Raw genomic sequence first — 18,245 nt, 5'->3', positions numbered from 1 at the left:
CACCACCCGACCGGACTGGAGGAGCAGGTGACCATGTGGCCCCGAAGACGACGTCCACGGCCGCCCCGTCGGCTGAGCCCGGCACTGGACGACGGCCAACTGGCCCGCACCATCACGCATCTTGCGGCCCAGATCGCCGCCCAGGGCAACAACCTCGCCGAAGCCAACGACCGTGGCGCCCTCACCTACCCCATGGAGCAGGCACTGCGTGACCCCGGCCACGACTGGGACCGGCGCTTGCACCGACTGCTCGTGCTCAGTGCCATGCCCGAAGCCTCCGTCCTCGCCGGGCAGTGGCGAAAACGGGACCACACCAACGCCGACGCCCTGCTCCTTCAGGTGTACGCCGACATCCACCGGGCCCGCTCGAGCGGAGCCGCCCTCGACGTCGAGGGCACCGTAAGCCTGTGTCGACGCGCGGCGGAGCTCGTGCCGGCGGACCCTGCCCCCTGGGTCGCCCTGCTCAGCTGCCAGCGGATGCAGAGAGCACCAGGGAAGGCTGTGCAGCCGGTGTGGGAAGCGGTCAAGGCACGGGACCGCTGGAATCGGGAAGCGCACTGGCAGATGCTGCACTACGTCTCTCCGGAAGAATGCGGCTCCAACGCCCTGACCGTGCGATTCCTCGACTCCGTCACGGTCGCCGCGCCTTTGGGGTGCCCCGTGACGGCGCTAGGCCTCGCCGCCTCCCTGGAGCGGTACCGCCGGGTCCTGACGGCGGGCGGGATCCCGGCGTTGACCGCGCGCCGGCACTGGAGCCAGCCGCAGGAGATCGCGCTGGTCGACCAAGCCCTCAAGACCTGGACACAGCCGGGTTTCCTCAGGCATGCAGCGGCATTCGCCGACCTCAACCTCCTCGCCTACGTGCTGATGCATGCCACGCGCCCGAGCGAGGCATGGCCGGTCTTCGAGGCGATCTCGGCAGTCGCGACCAGTTGGCCCTGGGAACTCGACGGCGACCCGCTGCAGCAAATCCAGAAGGAACATCGCCGGTCCTTCCGGGCAAGGAACCGGCCCACGGACCGCTGATCCACAAGCGCAGACGACAAGAGATCCTGGCCGGATTTCATTGACACCCCACGCACGCAGGGTCAAGCTGGTCATATCTGGTTATTACCAGTGAAGCCGACGCATCGCTCGGCGCATCCGCGGACAACGCGAGGTTGCCATGACTACTGAGGCACTCCCCGAACCCACCGGGCCGGTACAACTGCTCGCAGCGGACCCAGGCGCCCTGGACATCGAGCCCCGCCGGCCCGAGCGCAGCCGGCCAGGAGCCGGCACCCATGGCGCAGAAGACGGCCATCTCGCCCTCAGGTGCGCGGGTTCCCAAGACGTGAGCCGGATACGCCACACCGTGTGCGACTTCCTCGCACGCCTGCACGTACCGCCATCGATGCGCGAGGACGCCCTGCTCGTCATCTCCGAACTCGTCACCAACGCTGTCACCCATGCCCTCCCGCCGGCAGCCCTTCGGATCCGCTGTGCTCCCTGCGCCGTTCTCCGTATCGAGGTCACGGACGGCGGTCCGCGGCTCCACCAGCCACCGCGGACCGACCCGATGGAGGAACACGGTCGCGGCATGCACATCGTTGCCGCCCTGGCGAGCCGCCACGGCACCGTCGGGCACGAGACTGGCGCCACTCGATGGGCCGAGCTGATGCCTTGACACCCCGCCGGCGTGTCAGCCACGACAGCAGTTCCGGTAAACGTGCGCGTTACCGGTGCGAATCACCGCGAGCGGCATCCCGTGCGGTACGGCCATGAACTGGGATGGCCGGCCGGTCGGACCCGGTCGATTGGGCGAGCCGGATCGGAGCCCCGCGCGATCGGCCCAGCCTGAACTGACTCTGGCCGGCGTAGCCGGTCCCGCCCGCCCGTTTGCCGGCTGTCGGTCAGTCGAGGGCGACTGGCGTCGTGGCGGAGTTCGTGAGGGTGTCGAGTCGGGCGGCGAGGTCGGGGTGGTGGGTGGTCAGGTGAGGGCGGGCGGCGTTCAGCGGGTGGATGAGGGCGGCGGGGTCGTCGTGGGCGAGGGCCGTGTGGAGCCGGCTGAGTGGAAGGGCGGCGGCGGTGGGGAGGTCGGTGAGCGCGGTGATCTGGCCGGCGATACGGCGCAGGTCGGCGGCGTTGCGGCGGGCCCACAGGGCGATGGTGCGGTCGGCGGCGCGGCGTTCGCGGGTGGCCTGGACGCGTTGTTCGCCGGTGGTCCCTGGGGGGCCGGGGCGGCCTCGCAGGTAGCGGCGTTCGGCTGCCTGGCGGCTGGCCACACCGAGGGGGTGGGCGAGGTCGGCCCAGCTGGCTCCGGCGTGACGGGCCGTTTCGATCAGGCCGGTTTCCCAGTCGGCGAGCTGTTCGCGGACCTGCCGCAGCAGCAGGAGGGAGGCCAGGGCCTGCTCCGGGCCGACGTCGCTCGTGGCGGGGGCGTCAGGAGTCTCGTGCCGGGCGGTGCGCAGGGCATCGTCTATGGCGTGCAGGGCCGCCGCGGCGGCGAGGAACGAGGCCGGGCTGTGGGCGTCGGCACGGGAAGAGGCGGTGGAAGAGGCGGGCTGGTCGGCTGCGGTCATGGGCACCTCCCTCGGGTCGTCGGCTGTCATCCGTCCGACGACATCCTGTTTGTCATCCATTGGATGACATGTTACAACGGTTTCAGTGAAGCGCATTGGCAGCAACTGCCCGAACCTGCTGGAGGTGTTTCGTGATGTTGATGCGCACCGATCCCTTCCGTGAACTCGACCGGCTGGCTCAGCAGCTGATGGGGCCGGGCACCTGGTCGAAGCCGGCCGCGATGGCGATGGATGCCTACCGCGAGGGCGACGAGTACGTCGTGGCCTTCGACCTCCCCGGCGTCAGCGCGGAGGCGATCGACATCGACGTCGAACGCAACATGCTGACCGTCAAGGCCGAGCGCCGCCCCCTGGCGAAGTCCGACAACGTGCAGATGGAACTCTCCGAGCGGCCGCTGGGCGTCTTCTCCCGCCAGATCGTGCTGGCCGACACCCTGGACACCGAGCACATCGAGGCCGACTACGACGCCGGAGTGCTCACCCTGCGCATCCCGATCGCCGAACGCGCCAAGCCCCGCAAGATCGCCATCGGCGCAGGATCCGACCGCAAGGAGATCTCCGGCTGAACCGGGCGCTGCGGGCCCAACAGCGGCGGAGGACGGGCACCTGATCTCCCCCTCACCCCGTCCTCCGCACCACCGGGACTGATCGAAGGGTGGCGGCCGACATGACGGTGCGATGGGAAGCGTTCCTCGACCAGGTGACAGAACGCGGCGAGTACGGCAGTCGGCGGGAAGCGGAACGCGCGGCCCGCGTGGTGCTCGCACTGCTGGGCGCGCACCTGGTCGGCGAGGTGCGCGCCCAGTTGGCGGCGCGCTTGCCGGAAGGCTTCGCCCTGATCCTGCTCAACCCTCTGCAAAGCGCCGAACCGCTGTCACCGGAGCGGTTCGTGCGGGCGACGGCGGCCTGGATCGAGGGAGCCACCGAACAGACCGCCGCCTGGGACGTCAGCGCCGTCCTCAGCACGGTCGCCGACGCGGCCGGCGAGGACCTGCTGGGGCAGATCCTGCTCCAGCTCCCCGCGGGCTACGACCTGCTCTTCGGCCGCCCCCAGCCCACCTGACCACCCCGGCGTCCGCGCGCCCCGCGGGCGCCACCACCACAGAAGAAGAAAGGCAGCTACACCAGTGATGTCCGACCGGCGTGCACCGCTCCAGCACCCGCCCGTCATGACCTACGAGCAGATGCTGGAGAAGGTCCGTTACGAAGGTGCCTACCCCACCCGGGAGAGAGCCGAGGAAGCCGTCCATCTGGTCCTCGCGGGACTCGGACGCCAGCTGACGGGCGACGAACGCGTCGAACTCGCCGGCCGCCTGCCCGTCGAAGCCGCACGCATCCTCACCGCTCAGATCCCCGACCTCCAACCGCTGACCGGCTGGGGCTTCGTCCAGGACCTCGCCTCCCGCACCGGCGCCCCCATGGGCCCCACCCGCTGGGACACCGGCTCCGTCCTCGGTGCCGTCGCAGACCTGGCCGGCCCCGACCTCCTCACCCGCATCCTGCGCCAACTCCCCTCCGGCTACTCGCTACTGTTCGGCCGCGCCGAACTCATCCCAGCCGCATAAACGCAGGACCTGATCGCGACAAGGAGCGCAGGCCCCGGCCCTACGGGATGGCCGGGGCCGACGGACAGGCGACGTGCGGAGTCCTACCGGAGAGTGATCGCGTAGATCTGCACCCGAGGATCGTTCTGCAGACCGACAGAACGCACCGTCTTGGACGCGTCGAGGTTCGCTGACGCGCTGAACAGACGCACCGGCGGGCCGTCCACGCCCTGCCCGCGTTTGATCCGGTGCGGCATGTCCAGCACCACGGAACTGCCCTGCGGTGTCGCTCCCGCCCAGTCGCCGACGGTCACCGGAACCTCGCTGGTGCTTCCGTCGGTGTAGCGGACGGTGAGCGCAGTGGTCACCGGACCGTGGTGGGCCACGGCGACCAGGCGCAGCGCGCCGTACGACCCGGCCGGCAGCAGCATGGCCTGGCCGCGGGTCTCGACGAAGTTGAGGGCCGTTCCGGACGGATCGGGGGCGTCGTACGTCACGCCGTCCCAGACGACCGGACCCGCCGCGGGCAGCAGATCACCGTCGAAGCTCCATCCCGATCCATCGAAGTCGCCCTCGCCGGACGCCGCGACAGTCGCGGTTCCGTCGCGGTTCACCTCCTTGTCCAGGTCGACGGCGCACTCGTCACCGGCGTCAGCCGCGCAGTGGGCCGCCGCGCGCACCTCGATGGTCGCGAGGCGCTCCACGGGCTTCACCCCCTTCGCGCTCGCCGTGATCCGGACGGAGTACGTCCCCGGCGGGGTGCCGGCCGGCACGCTCACCTCCACCGCCGCGGTCCGCTGGACGGGGAGCCGGTGGGAGGCGAGCGTGAAGGGTTCCGAGACTTTCGCGGTCCAGCCACTGGGGGCCTTCGCCGCCATGTTCACCCGCAGCGTGCCGGGGGACTGGCCCAGCACGTCCATCTGCAGACGGACACTCTGTGCGCTGTCAGCCGTCGGCAGAACGTCGGAGCCGGTGCGCAGCGAGGCGTCCAGGTGGCGGCGGGAGTCGGCTGCCGCGCGGTTCACCGACGGCGGCTCGGCGCCCTTGCCCGTACCCCACGCCGAGGGCTCGTCGGCCATCTCGAAGGCGAGCTTTCCCCCCTTGGCGACCGCGTCCCAGTCAAGCCACGTGGCCCGCAGATCCTTCCCGCCGAACTTCGCCTGCCGCACGTAGCGTTGGGCGTCGCTCGTACCAGGTGCCTTGACGGTCAGGGTGCCGCCCTGCTGGTCGCCGTATGCGCCGATGCGGATGACGGCGGAGGGGAACTGCGGGCTGGAGACGGCGAGGAAGTCGCCACCGTTCGTCGTCGGGTACAGGCCCAGGGAGGAGAAGACGTACCAGGCCGACATGGTGCCCAGGTCGTCGTTGCCGGTCATGCCGTCGGGCCCGTCCGTGAAGAGCGTCATCGCGGCACGGACCACAGTGGCGGCCTTGGCCGGTGCGCCGGCCCACATGTACAGGTACGGGGCGTGGAGATCGGGCTCGTTGTTCGGGTTGTAGGTGGGCTTGCCGTAGTAGTCGTACGGGGCTGAGATCCAGTCCTCGCGAGCGGTCCTGGCAGGGTCCGCGAGGAGTTTGTCGTAGGCGAAGAACGCGTCGAGCCGCCTCTCGGTCTCCCGCTTGCCGCCCATCAGGGAGACGAGCCCGGCCGGGTCCTGGGGCACCAGCCACTGGTACTGGTGGGCGCCGCCCTCATGGAACTGGTGCCCCGCTTCGACGGGGTCGTAGGGCGTCAGCCAGGTGCCGTCGGTCGTGCGCGGCCGGAACTGCTTGATGGAGGAATCCCACAGGTTGCGGTACCACTGGCCGCGTGCCGCGAAGACACGGGCGTCAGCGCTGTGCCCAAGGGCCTTGGCCATCAGTGCAAGGGACGCGTCCGCCGCCGCGTACTCCAGGGTCGCCGAGGCGGGATGGCGGCAGTCGTTGTCCCCGCCCTTGTCCGCGCAGTCCTTCCCCGGCTCCAGCCCGCTGGGGATGTAGCCGCGCTCCTGGTACGCGGCCACCCCCGCACGGCCGTTGTAGGGGGAGTCGTCCGGCGGCGTGCTGAGTGCGTTCTTCCGCAGGAGCGCGTACGCCTCCTTCTCGTAGCCCGCGAGCAGGCCCTTGGACCACGCCTCCACCAGGAAGGGAGTGACCGGGTCGCCGGTCATGATGTTGGTCTCGCTGTTGGCCAGCGACCAGCGGGGCAGCCAGCCGCCGTCCCGTCCGATCGCGACGACCGACAACGCGACATCACGGGCGACCTTCGGTTGCAGCATCTGCAGCAGCTGGTTCTGCGGCCGGTGGGTGTCCCACAGCGACAGGTTCTGATACGGCGTGAACCCCGACGCCAGATGCGTCTTCCCGTCGAAGCCCGCGTACCGGCCGTCGACGTCCCCGGCGAGGTTCGGGTGCAACTGCGCGTGGTAGAGGGCCGTGTAGAAAGCGCGCTGTCGCTGCTCCGGACCGCCGCCGATCCGGACGGCGTCGAGCTGCCGCTCCCAGGTCGCGTGCAGTGCGGCGCGGGTGGCGTCGAAGTCGTACGAGTCGTCCGTCTCCGCCTTGAGATTCTTGCGGGCGCCCTCGACGCCCGTGTAGGAGAGCCCCACTTTGACGACGACGTCGCGGTCGGCGGCGGCGTCGAAGGTCACCCAGGCGCCGTTGCCGCCCTCGCCGGCCGCGTCGCGCTCACCGGGGGAGGGCGTGTTGCCCCGCCAGGTGCCGTGCGAGGCGAAGGGCCGGTCGAAGGTCGCCGTGAAGTAGACGGTGTGCCGGTCCTTGCCCGCGCAGAAGTTGCCCGCCTCGACACGGCCCTCGACCGTACGGTCGCCGACGACATGGACCTCCGAGCCGTACACCTTCTGGTTGGCCTTGCCCGTGTTGAACAGGACGTTGGCGCGGTCGGTCGAGGGGAAGGTGTAGCGCTGCCATCCCGTACGCGGTGTGGCGGTCAGCTCGGCGTCGATGCCGTACGTCTTCAACCCGACGCGGTAGTAGCCGGGTTCGGCGTCCTCGTCGTCGTGCGAGTAGGCCGAGCGGTAGTCATCCGGGTTGACGCTGTCGATGGCTCCGGTCGTCGGCATGAGCGGCAGTTCGCCCATGACGGAGCAGCCGACGCCGGAGAGGTGGGTCTGGCTGAATCCATGGATCTTGTCCTGCTGGTAGTCGTAGCCGCCCTGGCCGCCGGTGTCCGGGCTGACCTGGACCATGCCGAAGGGGGCACTCGCGCCGGGAAAGGTGTTGCCGAAGTTCTGCGTGCCGATGAACGGGTTGACCAGGGAGGTGAGTTGGCCGCCGGCCGCGGAGTCCTGGGCGACAGCGGGCGCCGGACTCAGAGCGGCGCCGGCGACGAGCAGTGCGGCGAGCACGGTTGATGCGCGGGTACGTATGCGTTGCAGGGGTCTGTGCATGGAATGGGACTCCTGTCTCCTGTTCCTCAGCCGTCATGTGCTGGGGGCGTGAGAGGTGATCTCCAAGTGGCGGGCGCGGGGGCCGTGTTCGCTCCGCGGCAGGTGCGAGGGCCTTGCGGCATCTGGCCGGATGAAAGCGGACTAGATCACGGTCTTGACATCGTTGTCAATGCTTTTGGCGGAGCTCGATGAAGGTGCCCGAGGTCGAACTCCGTACGGCCAGGCTGCAGCTGTGAGCGGTGGGGCGTGGCTGGTTCACGCCTTGGAAGTTGCCCGGGCGCCAGGGCTGAATGTCGCGTGCATGGCAAAACTGAAATCCGGGCGCGGAGCATCGGAGGGTGCTGTGCATCGGAATCGGGGAGCACATGGAGACGTCCGAATTGGCGGCGATGGCCGTCGCGGTCATGACGGCGACGGCGACCGGAGCGGCGGGCGGCCAGAGCGCCGGAACCGCGGCCGCCGAGGTCCTACGCACCCGGCTGGCCTCGACGGAGCGGGGACGGGCGGCCTTGACACACTGAATCACGCCCCGGCGGACCCTGCCGCGCAGGACTCGGCCCGGTCCGTGCTCCAGGAGGAGATCGAGGCGGACCCGGCTCTGCGGCGTGAGCTGCAACTGCACCTGACGGCACCGGGAACCAACGCCACGGGCAGTTTGCTGATCACCGGAAGTCCGGTATCGCGCGGCTCCATCGCCCTCGGCCCGCTCACCATCAACAACACCAGGGGTGGGCAGGCCGTCATCGCCTTGGTGGCCGCTCTGTTGCTGGCCCTGGTCGTGCTGGTCGTGTACGGGGGCATCAACCTGATCGTGACCGACGACTCCCCGGAGTCGTCGCAGGACGACAGCGCTCGGCATGCCGTACGGGCCCTGAACGTCAGCGAGGTCAAGCGGGTTGTTCCGGACCCGACGAGCATGCCGTCCGGCTGGGAGAGATCCGGGTCCCTCGCGGCCGGCAAGGACGAGGACAACGGGTGCTCCGGAGCCCAGGCGCGCTTCGGCACGAACAACTGGAACGACGGAAGCACGCGGAGGGTCCATGCCGAATTCACGGTGTGGTCCTGCCCCAGTGCGGCGCTGAGCGCGAAGGGTTTCGAGGAAACCCGGTCGGGCGTCGCCAACAACAAGGCGAGGGAGATCTCCCTCCCGGAGCTCGGTGACCAGCGCACCGCGATCACTCACTACACATCGATCTCGATGAGACGACAGCCGTCGCCCTGCTCCGCGTGGGTACCGTCCTCGTCGAGCTGGAATACCAGCCGGTGCCCGACGACTCGGGCTGGTCCAGGGAGTTCGAACAGTTGGCCTCGACGGCCGCCGCCCGCGCTCAGCAGGTCCAGAACGCCTGACCCGCCGGGCAGGTGCGCCATCCAAGGCGCCGCATCCTCGACAGGTGTCGCGGCAACCTCAATGCTCGAAGCCGATGTCGTTCATCCGAAGTCGGCAAGCGGCCGTGCCGTGGGCGAGGTCGGACGGGGCGCGATGGCGCGCCGCCACGCTCTCCGTCTGCCGTTGGAAGGCCGGCCCGTAGGTACCTGCGGTGATCCCCTGGACGACCCGGTCGACGGCCGCTCGCCGGGCAGCGTCGTCCCTCAAGGCCAGAGCCTGGTCGAGGTCCTGGCGCAGACGCTGGGGCATGCTCCGTGCCCTGACGGCGGCGACGCGGCGCCGAGACCTTGTCCCTAACAGCCTCTTCATCTTCATCCGGCTCCCCTTCATCCGGCTCCTCCTCCGCACGGTTCTGGCAGGAGCCTGGCCGGGTGCGGCAACGTCTGCGTCAGGGGTTTGTCAGGGGCGTGTTAAGAGCAGCGGAGTGCGAGGGCAGCCGGACGGTGAACCAGGCGCCGCCTTCGGGCGCGCGTCCTCGCGCGGTGATGGTGCCGCCGAGCCGGCCGGCCAGGCGGTGGGCGATGGCCAGCCCGAGGCCGCTGCCGACGGGACGGACGCCTCGGTAGCGGTCGGCGAGGGCGCCGCGTACGAAGGCGACTTCGATGTCGTCGTCGGAGAGGCCGGGGCCGCCGTCGCGGACCTCCAGCAGCCCGCCGGTACCGGCCGCTCGCAGGCTCAGGACGACGGGCCGGCCCGCCGGTGTGACGCGCAGCGCGTTCTCGGCGAGGCCGTCGATGAGTTGACGAACGCGAAAGCCGTCGGTGGAGATCAGCAGCGGGCGCCCCGGACGTTCGACACGGAAGTCGACATCGTGCCCGGCACAGCGTGTGGCCCAGGCTCTCGCGGCCTCCTCCACCAGAGCGTCGAGGTCGACCTCGGCGATGTCGAGGCGGAAGTCGTCGGCCTCCAGACGCGCCAGGGCGAGCAGATCGCCGACGAAGTGTTCGAGGCGCTCGATCTCGGTGCGCAGGATACGGCCGGCCTCGGGCACTTCCTCGCCGGTGATCACTTCGTCGGCGAGAGCCTCGGCGTAACCGCGTGCCGTGGTCAGCGGGGTGCGGATCTCGTGGGAGACGGAGAGAAGGGAGTCGCGCTGGCGGCTTTCACTGTGGGTCAGCGCCGTGTCCAGGGTGTTGAGCGCACCGGCCAGTTCCGCCACCTCGGCCGGGCCTTCGGCGGGAACCGTCACTCCGCGGGCGCCCTCCGACAGCCGGTGCGCGGTTCGTGCGGCGTTCACCAGTGGACGCGCCAGGCGCCGGGCCAGCAGCGCACCCGCGAGGGCGGCGCCGGTCAGGCCCAGGATCAGGGGGAGGACGAGGCTGCCGCGCATACGGGCGGTGGCCTGGTCGACGGCCCTCATCGGCTGGGTGAGCACGAGCCCGCCGCCGGTGGGGGTCGGCGCTCCCTCGACCAGTACTTCGCCGCCGTCGAGGCGGGCGGTTGTGGACACCTTGTCCCCGGAGAGCAGCGCGTCACGGCTTGCGGCGCCGACGACGGCGGCCGCCGGACCGTCGATCTCGCCCGAGGGCCGGACGAGGGCGAGCCCGATGCCGTCGGGTCCCGCGATGCGTTGCTGCCGGTCGAGCATCCAGGAGGCCAGGGGAGGGGTGCGGGCGAGGATCTCCGCCTGCCGGGCGAGCTGGTCACGTTCCTGCGCCTCGGCGTTGGTGCGGATCGTGCGCCAGGCGAACAGCCCGGTCAGCAGTACGGCGACCGCGGCCACGGCGCTGGTGAGCAGGACGATGCTCCTGGTCAGCGAGCCACGACCGTCCACGGCGCTCATCGGCCGGCGTCGGAGACGCTGTAGCCGACCCCGCGGACGGTGCGCAGGGGGCTGGCGTCACCGAGCTTGGCGCGCAGCTGCGAGACGTACACGTCCATGACCCGGGTGTCCCGGTAGCCGGCGTACCCCCAGACCTGGGCGAGCAGTTGCTCGCGGGTGAAGACCTGGCCGGGATGGTGCATCAGGAAAGCGAGCAGGTTGAACTCGGTGGTCGTCAGCTCCACCGGCCGGTCGTCGACGTGCAGGGTCCGGCGGCCGGTGTCCAGCGTGAGGCGGCCGGTCCTGCGCACCGGGTCGTGCAGCGGACCGGCGGCCCGCCGCAGCAGGCTCTTGACCCGGGCGACCAGCTCCTGCGGGGAGAACGGCTTCGTCAGATAGTCGTCGCCGCCCAGTTCCAGCCCCAGAACCCGGTCGGTCACCTCGTCCCGCGCCGTCACGAACAGGACGGGAGTCCAGTCGCCCTCCTCGCGCAGCCGACGGCAGACCTCCATGCCGTCCATACCGGGCAGCGCGATGTCCAGCACGACCGCCGCCGGGCGCATGCGACGGATGGCGGCCAGGGCGGCGTCACCGGTGGTCTCGACATGGACACCGAATCCCTCCCGGCTCAGATAGCGCCGCTGGAGGTCGGCGATGTTCCGCTCGTCCTCCACGACCAGGACGAGCCCCTTGCTCTCCGCCATGTGCCTCTCCTCGCAGCTCACCCCCGATGCTAGCCAGCTCCGCTCCACGCGAGCGCCCTGACGACCGGCCCTTACACGCCCCGAACATTCGCCGAACGCCCGGCTCGCACGCCGCGGCGAGGCTGTGGTCCGAGATCGAGCAAGGGGAGGACCCCGTGAACCGCATCCGCAGCGCCGTGTCCCGCCGGACCGGGACCGCAGTACTGGCCGTCACGGCCGCCACTGTCACCGGAATCGTGTGGACGACATCGTCGTCCGGACCCTCGACGGCACCGAGCGCCTCGGCGGTCAGCCTGGCCGACGCCGACACGGTGGGCGTCGTCGCCACCGACCCGCGACACCTGCCCGTTCGCCTGCCCGAAGACCTCCGCGCAGACCTGCGCAGGCTTCGCACCCTGGAGCCCGCGCAGCGGCAGGAGGCGGCGACGAAAATCTGGCAGGACGCACTGGACGGGCGCTACGGCCCCCGGGCGAAGCTCCGGGCCGAGCAGGCCCAGCGGCGTTTCCAGGCGCTGCCCGGACAACTCCAGGACGACATCAAGGAACTGCGCGGGCTCAGCGGGGAGGAGCGGACCGAGCAGCGGACGGAGATCCGCGACAAGGCGCTCTCCGGCGCGTACGGCCGGCAGGTGCAGCGCTGGGCGGAGCGGCGCGCCGACTTCTGGCAGCGGGACTGAGTCCCACGCATGACCCTGCTCACCGCATCGCCGACCCCGCCTGCCCGACGAGGGCCCGATCAGGAACGACGGCATGACCAACGCCCCGGAAACGTCCCAGCAACCCGATCACCGCGAAACACCCGCAGATGTCGGCCGACTTCACCGGCTAGGCCGCTGGTGCGCACGACGGCCGTGGTGGGTGATCGCCGCCTGGCTGCTGGTGCTGCTGACCGCCCTCGGCGCCGACCGAGCCTGGGGCGGCAGCTACGACGACGACTTCGCCCTTCCCGGCACCGCCGTACAGACCGGAGCCGACCTGCTCGACGCGCACGGATCCGACACCGTGCGCGGCATCGCCTCCCAGATCGTGCTGCACGCGGACACCGGGTCCCTGTACCCGCACCGGGACGCCGTCGGCACCGCGGCGGCCGGGCTGAAGGAGCTGCCCGAGGTGATCTCGGTGGCCGATCCGCTGAGCACACCGGGCGCGGTCTCCGCCGACGGCACCACCGGCATCATGACGGTCCGCTTCACCGAGAACCCGTCCCGCTTCGAGACCTCCTACCTGCAAGGCATCGACGACGCCGTGCGCGGTCTGCGGGCCGACGGCGTCCAGGTCGAATACAGCGGCCCCCTGGGCCAATTGGCCCGCCCGAAGGCCGAGGACCGGCTGTCCGAGGGGATCGGACTCGCCACCGCCGTGGTGGTGCTGCTGGCCGGCTTCGGCAGCCTTGCCGCCGCCGGGCTGCCGCTGCTGACCGCCGTCGTCGGACTTCTGTCGGGCATGGCACTGCTCGGACTCCTGGCAGCCGCGTTCACCTTCGGCAACGCCGCGCCCACGCTGGCCACCATGATGGGCCTGGGTGTCGGCGTGGACTACGCGCTCTTCCTGATCACCCGTCACCGACGGCTCCTGCGCGACCTCGACGACCCTGTCGAGGCCGCAGGGCGGGCGATGGCCACCAGCGGCCGCGCGGTGATCGTCGCGGCAGCCACCGTCGCCCTCGCCCTCGGGGGACTGTACGCATCCGGCGTGACCTTCATCGGCACCCTCGGTCTCGCCGCGGGCCTGACCGTCCTGGTCGCCGCAGTCGCCGCCCTCACCCTCTCCCCGGCCCTCCTGGGCGTCACCGGCCGCCGCATCGACCACTGGCGGGTGCGAACCCCGGTCGACGAACCCAGCGGCACAGCCGACACCTGGCACCGCTGGGCCGCCACGGTGGGCCGCCGACCCTGGCTCTTCCTCGCCGCCGGCAGCCTTGTCCTGGCGATGCTCGCCATCCCCGCCGCATCCATGCGCCTGGGCCACGTCGACAGCGGCGCCAACCCCACCGACTACACCGACCGACGCGCCTACGACCTGGTCGCCGACGGCTTCGGACCCGGCACCAACGGTCAGTTCACGATCGTGGCCCACCTCGGGGACAAGCGCACCGCGCCCTCGGCGCTCTCCGATTCGCTGCACGACGCTCTGACGTCGACCCCGGGAGTCGCCCACGTCACCACACCCGTCACCAGCGACGACGGCGCCCTGCTCATCGCCACGGTGACACCCGACACCGGCCCCCAGGAGGAAGCCACCTCGGACCTCATGCACCGCCTGGAGGAGGACACCCTCCCCGACGCACTCTCCGCTGCGGATGCCGAGGGCTACGTCACCGGTGTCACCGCGGCCCAACTCGCCTTCCGCGACGTGGTCGTGGACCGTCTGCCGGTCATCGTCACGGTCGTCGTCGCGGCGTCCTTCCTGCTCCTGCTCACCGTCTTCCGCAGCCTCCTCGTCGCCCTCAAGGCCGCTCTGCTCAACCTGCTCTCCATAGGCGCGGCGTACGGCGTCGTCGTCGCGGTCTTCCAATGGGGCTGGGGAGGCGGCCTGTTCGGCGTCGACGAACCCGTCCCGGTGGAGTCGTACGTGCCCATGATGATGTTCGCGATCGTCTTCGGGCTGTCCATGGACTACGAGGTCTTCCTGCTCTCGCGCATCCGCGAGGCATGGCTGCACACGAAGGACAATCACCTCAGCGTGGCCACCGGACTGGCCGGCACCGCCCGCGTCATCACCTGTGCCGCACTCATCATGACCAGCGTCTTCCTGGCCTTCCTGCTCTCCACCAACGTGGTCATCAAGATGCTCGCCCTGGGCCTCGGCGTCAGCGTGGTCATCGACGCCACCGTCGTCAGGCTCGTCCTGGTCCCCTCCACCATGTACCTGCTCGGGCGCGCCAACTGGTGGCTGCCGCGCCGGCTGGACCGACTCCTGCCGCACCTGGATCCCGAAGGCCCGACGCCGAGGCCGACGCCCACCGCATCTCCAGACGTGGATACGGTCCCTGTCCAGGCCGCATCGGGGGAGCGCCGATGATCCGCTCCGTCTTCACAAGGCACCGCACCGCTGCCGTCACGTCCGTCGCGCTCACGGCCGTCCTGCTCACCGCCACTGTCGCCGAAGTCGCCGCCCGCACACTGCTCCACAGCCGTCTGTCCGCCGTCGCCGGGAGAGCCCTCGGCAAGGGCAGCACCGTCGACATCGATGGCGGTCCGGCACTGCTCACGCTGTTCGACCGGCACATCGATGCCGTGACGATCAGCAATGACCAAGCCACCCTAGGCCGGATTCCCGGCGTCTCCGTCCGTGCCCGCCTGGAGAACCTACGACTGGACGCCGACCGTTCCGGCACCGTCGCCCGCACCCACGCCGACGTCAAGGTTCCCGCGGCCTCACTGCGGGGCGTGGCCACCACGCCCGACGGCCGACTCCCCGTCACAGCCGTACACCTGGACGATCAGGCCGACACGGTCACGCTCGCCCTGGGCCGGGGCGGACTCGGGCAGGCCACTCTCCAACCGCGCCTCGAGGACGGACAGGTCACCCTGCACGTGGCGGACGTCGAGATCCTCGGCAGCCCGGCGCCGACTCGGCTCGTCGACCGGCTCCAGGACGGGCTGACGAACCGTAACGACGCGGCCTACCCCCTGGGACTGAAGGCCACCTCACTCGACGTCACCACTACGGGACTGACCATCGAACTGGACGCGGGCCCGGCCCGGCTGCCGGACCGCGCGAGGGTCTGATGCCTCTGTGAGGCGTGCAGGAGTATGAGGTGTACGACAATTCCGCGCCAACCGACTCCGTGTCAGTTCCAGCAGCTGGAGACTGACAACCCTGAAATTTGTGATGGTCCCGCCGAGCAGCACGTAATACGAGGCTGGCAGATCACGGCCGATAAGGATCCCCAGCAGAATACCGAGAGTGAAGCACCCCGCACAGTTGACGGAGCAAGAGGCCTAAAGGCATGGGATCACGCCTCTCTCATCAAGATGAGCCCGCTTCACACGAATACAGCACCGCAGCGATGTGCGAAATGAGCTCCGTTCGGCTTGCGCCATTTTGATGCAGCGATTGGATCCCGCACAGGAACCATGGCGATGAGTGTCTTCTCAGGAGTGTGTATTCATCTCTCAATGGACGCTCCCGACTCGCCGTAGCCGGGATGACGCGGTACGCATATGGAGACGCTCGATCGTGGCGCCCTCGTTAAGCCGAAGCCTTGACAGCCTTCCACTACGGCGCACCACCTCACGACCGGGCAGCCACGATGAACACGATTGAACGAATGCGTGGGAGGATCACATGGCCGTGGAGATCTCGCCTCTGGTGAAGCCCTCTCGGCTGAGACGGCGCGGGGGACTGTGGGGCGAATGCCTGGCGGAGTTCCTGGGCACTTTCGTCCTGATCTCCTTCGGTTGCGGCGTAGTGGCCATGGCGGTCGCGGCGCTGCCCGGCTCGGGTCGCACCGCAGGGCCCACCACGTTTTTCCTCGGAACCGGGGACTGGCTGCTGATCACCTGGGGCTGGGCGATGGCCGTGGTCTTCGGTATTTACGTGGCCGGCGGGGTCAGCGGCGCGCACATCAACCCGGCCGTCACCCTCGCGTTCGCGGTACGCCGTAAATTCCCCTGGCCCAAGGTTCTCCCGTACTGGGTGTCACAGGTAGCAGGGGCTCTCGCCGGAGCGGCACTGGTCTACGCCGTGTACCACGACGCCATCAACGCGTTCGACGACGCCATGAAAGGGCCCAAGACGGGTGGTCACACCCTCGCCTCGTTCTCGATCTTCGCCACCTTCCCGGCACCGTATTTCCAAGGCGGCATCTGGGGCCCGTTGGTCGACCAGATCGTCGGCACTGCGTTCCTGGTCATGCTGGTCGTCGCTGTCATCGACCTGCGCAATACGGCGGTGAAGGCCAACCTCGGTCCTCTGGTGATCGGCTTCGTGGTGGCCGCCATCGGCATGTCCTACGGGGCGAACGCGGGATACGCCATCAACCCGGCTCGCGACTTCGGTCCGCGCCTGCTCACCTGGATGGCCGGGTGGAAGGACCTGGCGTTCCCAGGCAGCTTGTCAGGGGCGTTCAGCGGCTACTGGTGGATCCCGATCGTCGGGCCCTTTGTCGGTGGGGTGATCGGAGTGCTGGTGTACGACCTGTTCATCGGAGACATCCTGCACATCCGTGCCCAACAGGGTGCTCTGCCGGAGCCGGGCCGAACGCGCCCGACGACCTCCGACGAGGAGTAACAGAGGCGGCGGGCGACAGCTCCAGAGGCTGTGGAAGATCTCGGCGGTCGGTGCAACGATGCCAGGTGCCGGTGCGGCGCAGGCCGCTCAGGGTTCGTCGAGGATCAGGAGCATGCCGCGCTCGCAGCACTTGCGCTGCAGGGCCGCGAGTACCCGGGAGGCGGTTCGATGATGCCGCCGGAGCTGAGGATCGGTTCCACGAGGCGGGCTGCGACGCTGCCGGTGGACTGGGCGTCGATGAGGTCGAAGGCGAAGCCCAGCTGGCGGCGCCAGTCGAGCTCACCGTCGGGGGTCGTGAAGTCGGGGCAGTGGGCAGTGGGCGTTGGGGACAGGTATCGCGAAGTTGTCGGCCAGTACGCCGATGAAGGGTGTAGGCCCGCGCGGCCTCGCGGCGCCTGCCCGGCAGCCGTCTCCACCGCGGCGGGACTGGACGGAGACGTGTCCGGTCCCACAACCACCAGGCCATCACGCCCAGTTCGCGGTTCCAGCCGTGACGTCAGTAGCGCTGGGCCTTGGCGAGAACGGGCGTGAGAGTTGCGTCCGCAGGCTGCCGGCTGAAGGCGATGGGCTGTTCCTGCTCACCCGGTTCGAGGTTCTCAGCGCCGACGAATCTCGTCTCGACGACCTTGCCGGACGAATCCTCGAAATCGATCTGCACGGCATACGAGGCCTTGTCACTGGTCTTGTTGGTGATCGTGACCAGCACGGCGAGCAGCCCGCTTGTCTCGTTCCTGGGCAGACCCTTCATACCGACCTCGGACACCGCGTTGCCGCGCCCCTGGACATCCTTGAGCGCCTCTTCAGCGGCCGCACTGGCACGGGCAGCCTCGGCTTCGACGGATGCCTCGAACTCGGAAGCGCGGGCAGATGCCGAGGAGGCTGCCGCCGACGCCGAAGCATGAGCGGAAGCAATCGCGGAAGCCGCCCGGGAAGCCAGCGCCGACGGTGGCAACCCTGAGAACGACGCAGTGTTCGGGCTGCTGGTTGTCGGCGTGGGAGAGGAGCCTGTGTCCTCGTCTCCGCACCCCGTGAGGACAACCGCTGACAGGGCGAAGCCAAGTGTGGCAACGACGGCTCGGTGGCCACGGCCGTGATCGTCTCGCAGCATCCCGTCATCCTTCACGCCTGGCTGGTTGGATCCCATCCATCATCGACAGAGGCGGGGCTCTGCACGAGTCTGCATAGGCCGTTCGTATGGCCGGGCCCGGGAAAGGACCGCTCGGACCACTCTGTACGCCCTCCATTCGCTGCTGGAGCTCGGCGGCCCGGTCGGGCACTCGGGGCGGAGCGCCGTCGGCATTCGGCTGGCGGTGCTCGAGCCAGGCGTCAGGGGCGCCGGCTTCTTCGCCGGGGGGTTACGTGCCCTGCGCCCAGCGTGAGGAAGCCCGGCAGGTCGCCGGCACCCGTGGTTCGAGGTGGAGGGGACGGGAACCGGTTCTTCGGCCGGCACCTGAAGTGAGGCCGGACCGTCAGGCCGACATCAGCCAGTAGGCCCTGTCGCCCAGGCCACGGCTCGTCGCGGAGGGGTCTCGCCCCTCCTCGATGAGCCGCGGCCGGCTGGTGCACAGCCGCCCCGAGGTTTCGGCGACCCCTCGTGACCTGCTGCTTCGTCCGTTGCCTCATGGCATGTCGGACGCCGACACCAGAGCCTCGAGTTCGT

General features: G+C 69.8%; 17 protein-coding genes and 1 pseudogene. 12 read left to right on the top strand and 6 right to left on the bottom strand.

Translation table 11 applies throughout. The features are described from left to right. Positions 1-27 precede the first annotated feature (27 nt). Complete coding sequence (locus ACFPQ9_RS38010; protein WP_380863564.1) at positions 28-1,026, top strand: hypothetical protein; 999 nt, start codon at positions 28-30, stop codon at positions 1,024-1,026. A 307-nt stretch (positions 1,027-1,333) separates the two neighbouring features. Continuing rightward, positions 1,334-1,666, top strand: a complete 333-nt coding sequence (locus ACFPQ9_RS38005) for an ATP-binding protein (RefSeq protein ID WP_380863562.1) — start codon at positions 1,334-1,336, stop codon at positions 1,664-1,666. A gap of 226 nt (positions 1,667-1,892) precedes the next feature. Here ACFPQ9_RS38005 and ACFPQ9_RS38000 read toward each other — a convergent pair whose 3' ends face one another. After that, complete coding sequence (locus tag ACFPQ9_RS38000) at positions 1,893-2,561, bottom strand: type III effector protein (protein ID WP_380863560.1); 669 nt, start codon at positions 2,559-2,561, stop codon at positions 1,893-1,895. Between the two features lie 134 nt (positions 2,562-2,695). On the opposite strand from ACFPQ9_RS38000, the gene ACFPQ9_RS37995 reads away from it, so the two are divergent. The 3 genes from ACFPQ9_RS37995 (at position 2,696) to ACFPQ9_RS37985 (ending at position 4,126) form a co-directional block, all read left to right on the top strand. Then, the gene (locus tag ACFPQ9_RS37995) at positions 2,696-3,127 is read left to right on the top strand and encodes an Hsp20/alpha crystallin family protein (RefSeq protein WP_380863558.1); all 432 of its coding nucleotides are present in this window, start codon (positions 2,696-2,698) and stop codon (positions 3,125-3,127) included. Between the two features lie 101 nt (positions 3,128-3,228). After that, positions 3,229-3,624, top strand: coding sequence for a DUF2267 domain-containing protein (locus ACFPQ9_RS37990; protein WP_380863556.1), 396 nt, complete (start codon positions 3,229-3,231; stop codon positions 3,622-3,624). 106 nt (positions 3,625-3,730) lie between these two features. Beyond that, positions 3,731-4,126, top strand: a complete 396-nt coding sequence (locus ACFPQ9_RS37985) for a DUF2267 domain-containing protein (RefSeq protein WP_380863554.1) — start codon at positions 3,731-3,733, stop codon at positions 4,124-4,126. An 83-nt stretch (positions 4,127-4,209) separates the two neighbouring features. On the opposite strand, the gene ACFPQ9_RS37980 is transcribed toward ACFPQ9_RS37985, so the two are convergent. Further along, a complete protein-coding gene (locus ACFPQ9_RS37980; protein WP_380863552.1) occupies positions 4,210-7,494 on the bottom strand; it encodes a GH92 family glycosyl hydrolase in 3,285 nt (1,094 codons plus the stop codon). A 365-nt stretch (positions 7,495-7,859) separates the two neighbouring features. On the opposite strand from ACFPQ9_RS37980, the gene ACFPQ9_RS37975 reads away from it, so the two are divergent. Further along, positions 7,860-8,015 (top strand): hypothetical protein, encoded by a 156-nt coding sequence (locus tag ACFPQ9_RS37975; protein ID WP_380863550.1) that lies wholly within the window; start codon positions 7,860-7,862, stop codon positions 8,013-8,015. A 706-nt stretch (positions 8,016-8,721) separates the two neighbouring features. Beyond that, complete coding sequence (locus tag ACFPQ9_RS37970) at positions 8,722-8,844, top strand: hypothetical protein (RefSeq protein ID WP_380863548.1); 123 nt, start codon at positions 8,722-8,724, stop codon at positions 8,842-8,844. A gap of 58 nt (positions 8,845-8,902) precedes the next feature. On the opposite strand, the gene ACFPQ9_RS37965 is transcribed toward ACFPQ9_RS37970, so the two are convergent. The 3 genes from ACFPQ9_RS37965 to ACFPQ9_RS37955 form a co-directional block, all read right to left on the bottom strand. Beyond that, positions 8,903-9,133, bottom strand: coding sequence for a hypothetical protein (locus ACFPQ9_RS37965; protein ID WP_380863546.1), 231 nt, complete (start codon positions 9,131-9,133; stop codon positions 8,903-8,905). Between the two features lie 139 nt (positions 9,134-9,272). Next, positions 9,273-10,667 carry a sensor histidine kinase gene (locus ACFPQ9_RS37960; RefSeq protein WP_380863544.1) on the bottom strand — a complete coding sequence of 465 codons (1,395 nt, stop codon included), beginning with the start codon at positions 10,665-10,667 and terminating at the stop codon, positions 9,273-9,275. After that, positions 10,664-11,350, bottom strand: a complete 687-nt coding sequence (locus ACFPQ9_RS37955; protein ID WP_380863542.1) for a response regulator transcription factor — start codon at positions 11,348-11,350, stop codon at positions 10,664-10,666. The genes ACFPQ9_RS37960 and ACFPQ9_RS37955 overlap by 4 nt, the downstream gene beginning before the upstream one ends. A 155-nt stretch (positions 11,351-11,505) precedes the next feature. On the opposite strand from ACFPQ9_RS37955, the gene ACFPQ9_RS37950 reads away from it, so the two are divergent. From ACFPQ9_RS37950 to ACFPQ9_RS37935, 4 genes are all read left to right on the top strand, one after another. Next, a complete protein-coding gene (locus tag ACFPQ9_RS37950; protein WP_380863540.1) occupies positions 11,506-12,027 on the top strand; it encodes a hypothetical protein in 522 nt (173 codons plus the stop codon). A 73-nt stretch (positions 12,028-12,100) separates the two neighbouring features. Further along, a complete protein-coding gene (locus ACFPQ9_RS37945; protein ID WP_380863538.1) occupies positions 12,101-14,371 on the top strand; it encodes an MMPL family transporter in 2,271 nt (756 codons plus the stop codon). Continuing rightward, entirely contained in the window at positions 14,368-15,081 is a 714-nt protein-coding gene (locus tag ACFPQ9_RS37940; RefSeq protein ID WP_380863536.1) for an LmeA family phospholipid-binding protein, read from the top strand. Before ACFPQ9_RS37945 ends, ACFPQ9_RS37940 begins: the two co-directional genes overlap by 4 nt. A gap of 559 nt (positions 15,082-15,640) precedes the next feature. After that, positions 15,641-16,585 (top strand): MIP/aquaporin family protein, encoded by a 945-nt coding sequence (locus ACFPQ9_RS37935; RefSeq protein WP_380863534.1) that lies wholly within the window; start codon positions 15,641-15,643, stop codon positions 16,583-16,585. Positions 16,586-17,081: 496 nt separating this feature from the next. Here ACFPQ9_RS37935 and ACFPQ9_RS37930 read toward each other — a convergent pair whose 3' ends face one another. Further along, the gene (locus tag ACFPQ9_RS37930) at positions 17,082-17,693 is read right to left on the bottom strand and encodes a hypothetical protein (protein WP_380863532.1); all 612 of its coding nucleotides are present in this window, start codon (positions 17,691-17,693) and stop codon (positions 17,082-17,084) included. A gap of 112 nt (positions 17,694-17,805) precedes the next feature. Between ACFPQ9_RS37930 and ACFPQ9_RS37925 the strand changes: the two are divergent. Next, positions 17,806-18,044 (top strand): annotated as a pseudogene (locus ACFPQ9_RS37925) (alpha/beta hydrolase); the annotation flags it as partial. Between the last annotated feature and the right edge of the window lie 201 nt (positions 18,045-18,245).

This window comes from Streptomyces coerulescens, assembly GCF_042657965.1.
Taxonomy (GTDB): Bacteria; Actinomycetota; Actinomycetes; order Streptomycetales; family Streptomycetaceae; genus Streptomyces; species Streptomyces coerulescens.
Note: the sequence above shows the minus strand (reverse complement) of the source record. Positions and strands in the feature narration are given on the sequence as shown.

Excerpts from the sequence above, each read along its gene's own strand:
- ACFPQ9_RS37965 (WP_380863546.1), bottom strand. The coding sequence starts at position 9,133 with ATGCCCCAGCGTCTGCGCCAGGACCTCGACCAGGCTCTGGCCTTGAGG.
- ACFPQ9_RS37930 (WP_380863532.1), bottom strand. The coding sequence starts at position 17,693 with ATGCTGCGAGACGATCACGGCCGTGGCCACCGAGCCGTCGTTGCCACA.
- ACFPQ9_RS38000 (WP_380863560.1), bottom strand. The coding sequence starts at position 2,561 with ATGACCGCAGCCGACCAGCCCGCCTCTTCCACCGCCTCTTCCCGTGCC.
- ACFPQ9_RS37980 (WP_380863552.1), bottom strand. The coding sequence starts at position 7,494 with ATGCACAGACCCCTGCAACGCATACGTACCCGCGCATCAACCGTGCTC.
- ACFPQ9_RS37945 (WP_380863538.1), top strand. The coding sequence starts at position 12,101 with ATGACCAACGCCCCGGAAACGTCCCAGCAACCCGATCACCGCGAAACA.
- ACFPQ9_RS37990 (WP_380863556.1), top strand. The coding sequence starts at position 3,229 with ATGACGGTGCGATGGGAAGCGTTCCTCGACCAGGTGACAGAACGCGGC.
- ACFPQ9_RS37940 (WP_380863536.1), top strand. The coding sequence starts at position 14,368 with ATGATCCGCTCCGTCTTCACAAGGCACCGCACCGCTGCCGTCACGTCC.
- ACFPQ9_RS37935 (WP_380863534.1), top strand. The coding sequence starts at position 15,641 with ATGGCCGTGGAGATCTCGCCTCTGGTGAAGCCCTCTCGGCTGAGACGG.
- ACFPQ9_RS37960 (WP_380863544.1), bottom strand. The coding sequence starts at position 10,667 with ATGAGCGCCGTGGACGGTCGTGGCTCGCTGACCAGGAGCATCGTCCTG.
- ACFPQ9_RS37995 (WP_380863558.1), top strand. The coding sequence starts at position 2,696 with ATGTTGATGCGCACCGATCCCTTCCGTGAACTCGACCGGCTGGCTCAG.
- ACFPQ9_RS37985 (WP_380863554.1), top strand. The coding sequence starts at position 3,731 with ATGACCTACGAGCAGATGCTGGAGAAGGTCCGTTACGAAGGTGCCTAC.
- ACFPQ9_RS37955 (WP_380863542.1), bottom strand. The coding sequence starts at position 11,350 with ATGGCGGAGAGCAAGGGGCTCGTCCTGGTCGTGGAGGACGAGCGGAAC.
- ACFPQ9_RS37975 (WP_380863550.1), top strand. The coding sequence starts at position 7,860 with ATGGAGACGTCCGAATTGGCGGCGATGGCCGTCGCGGTCATGACGGCG.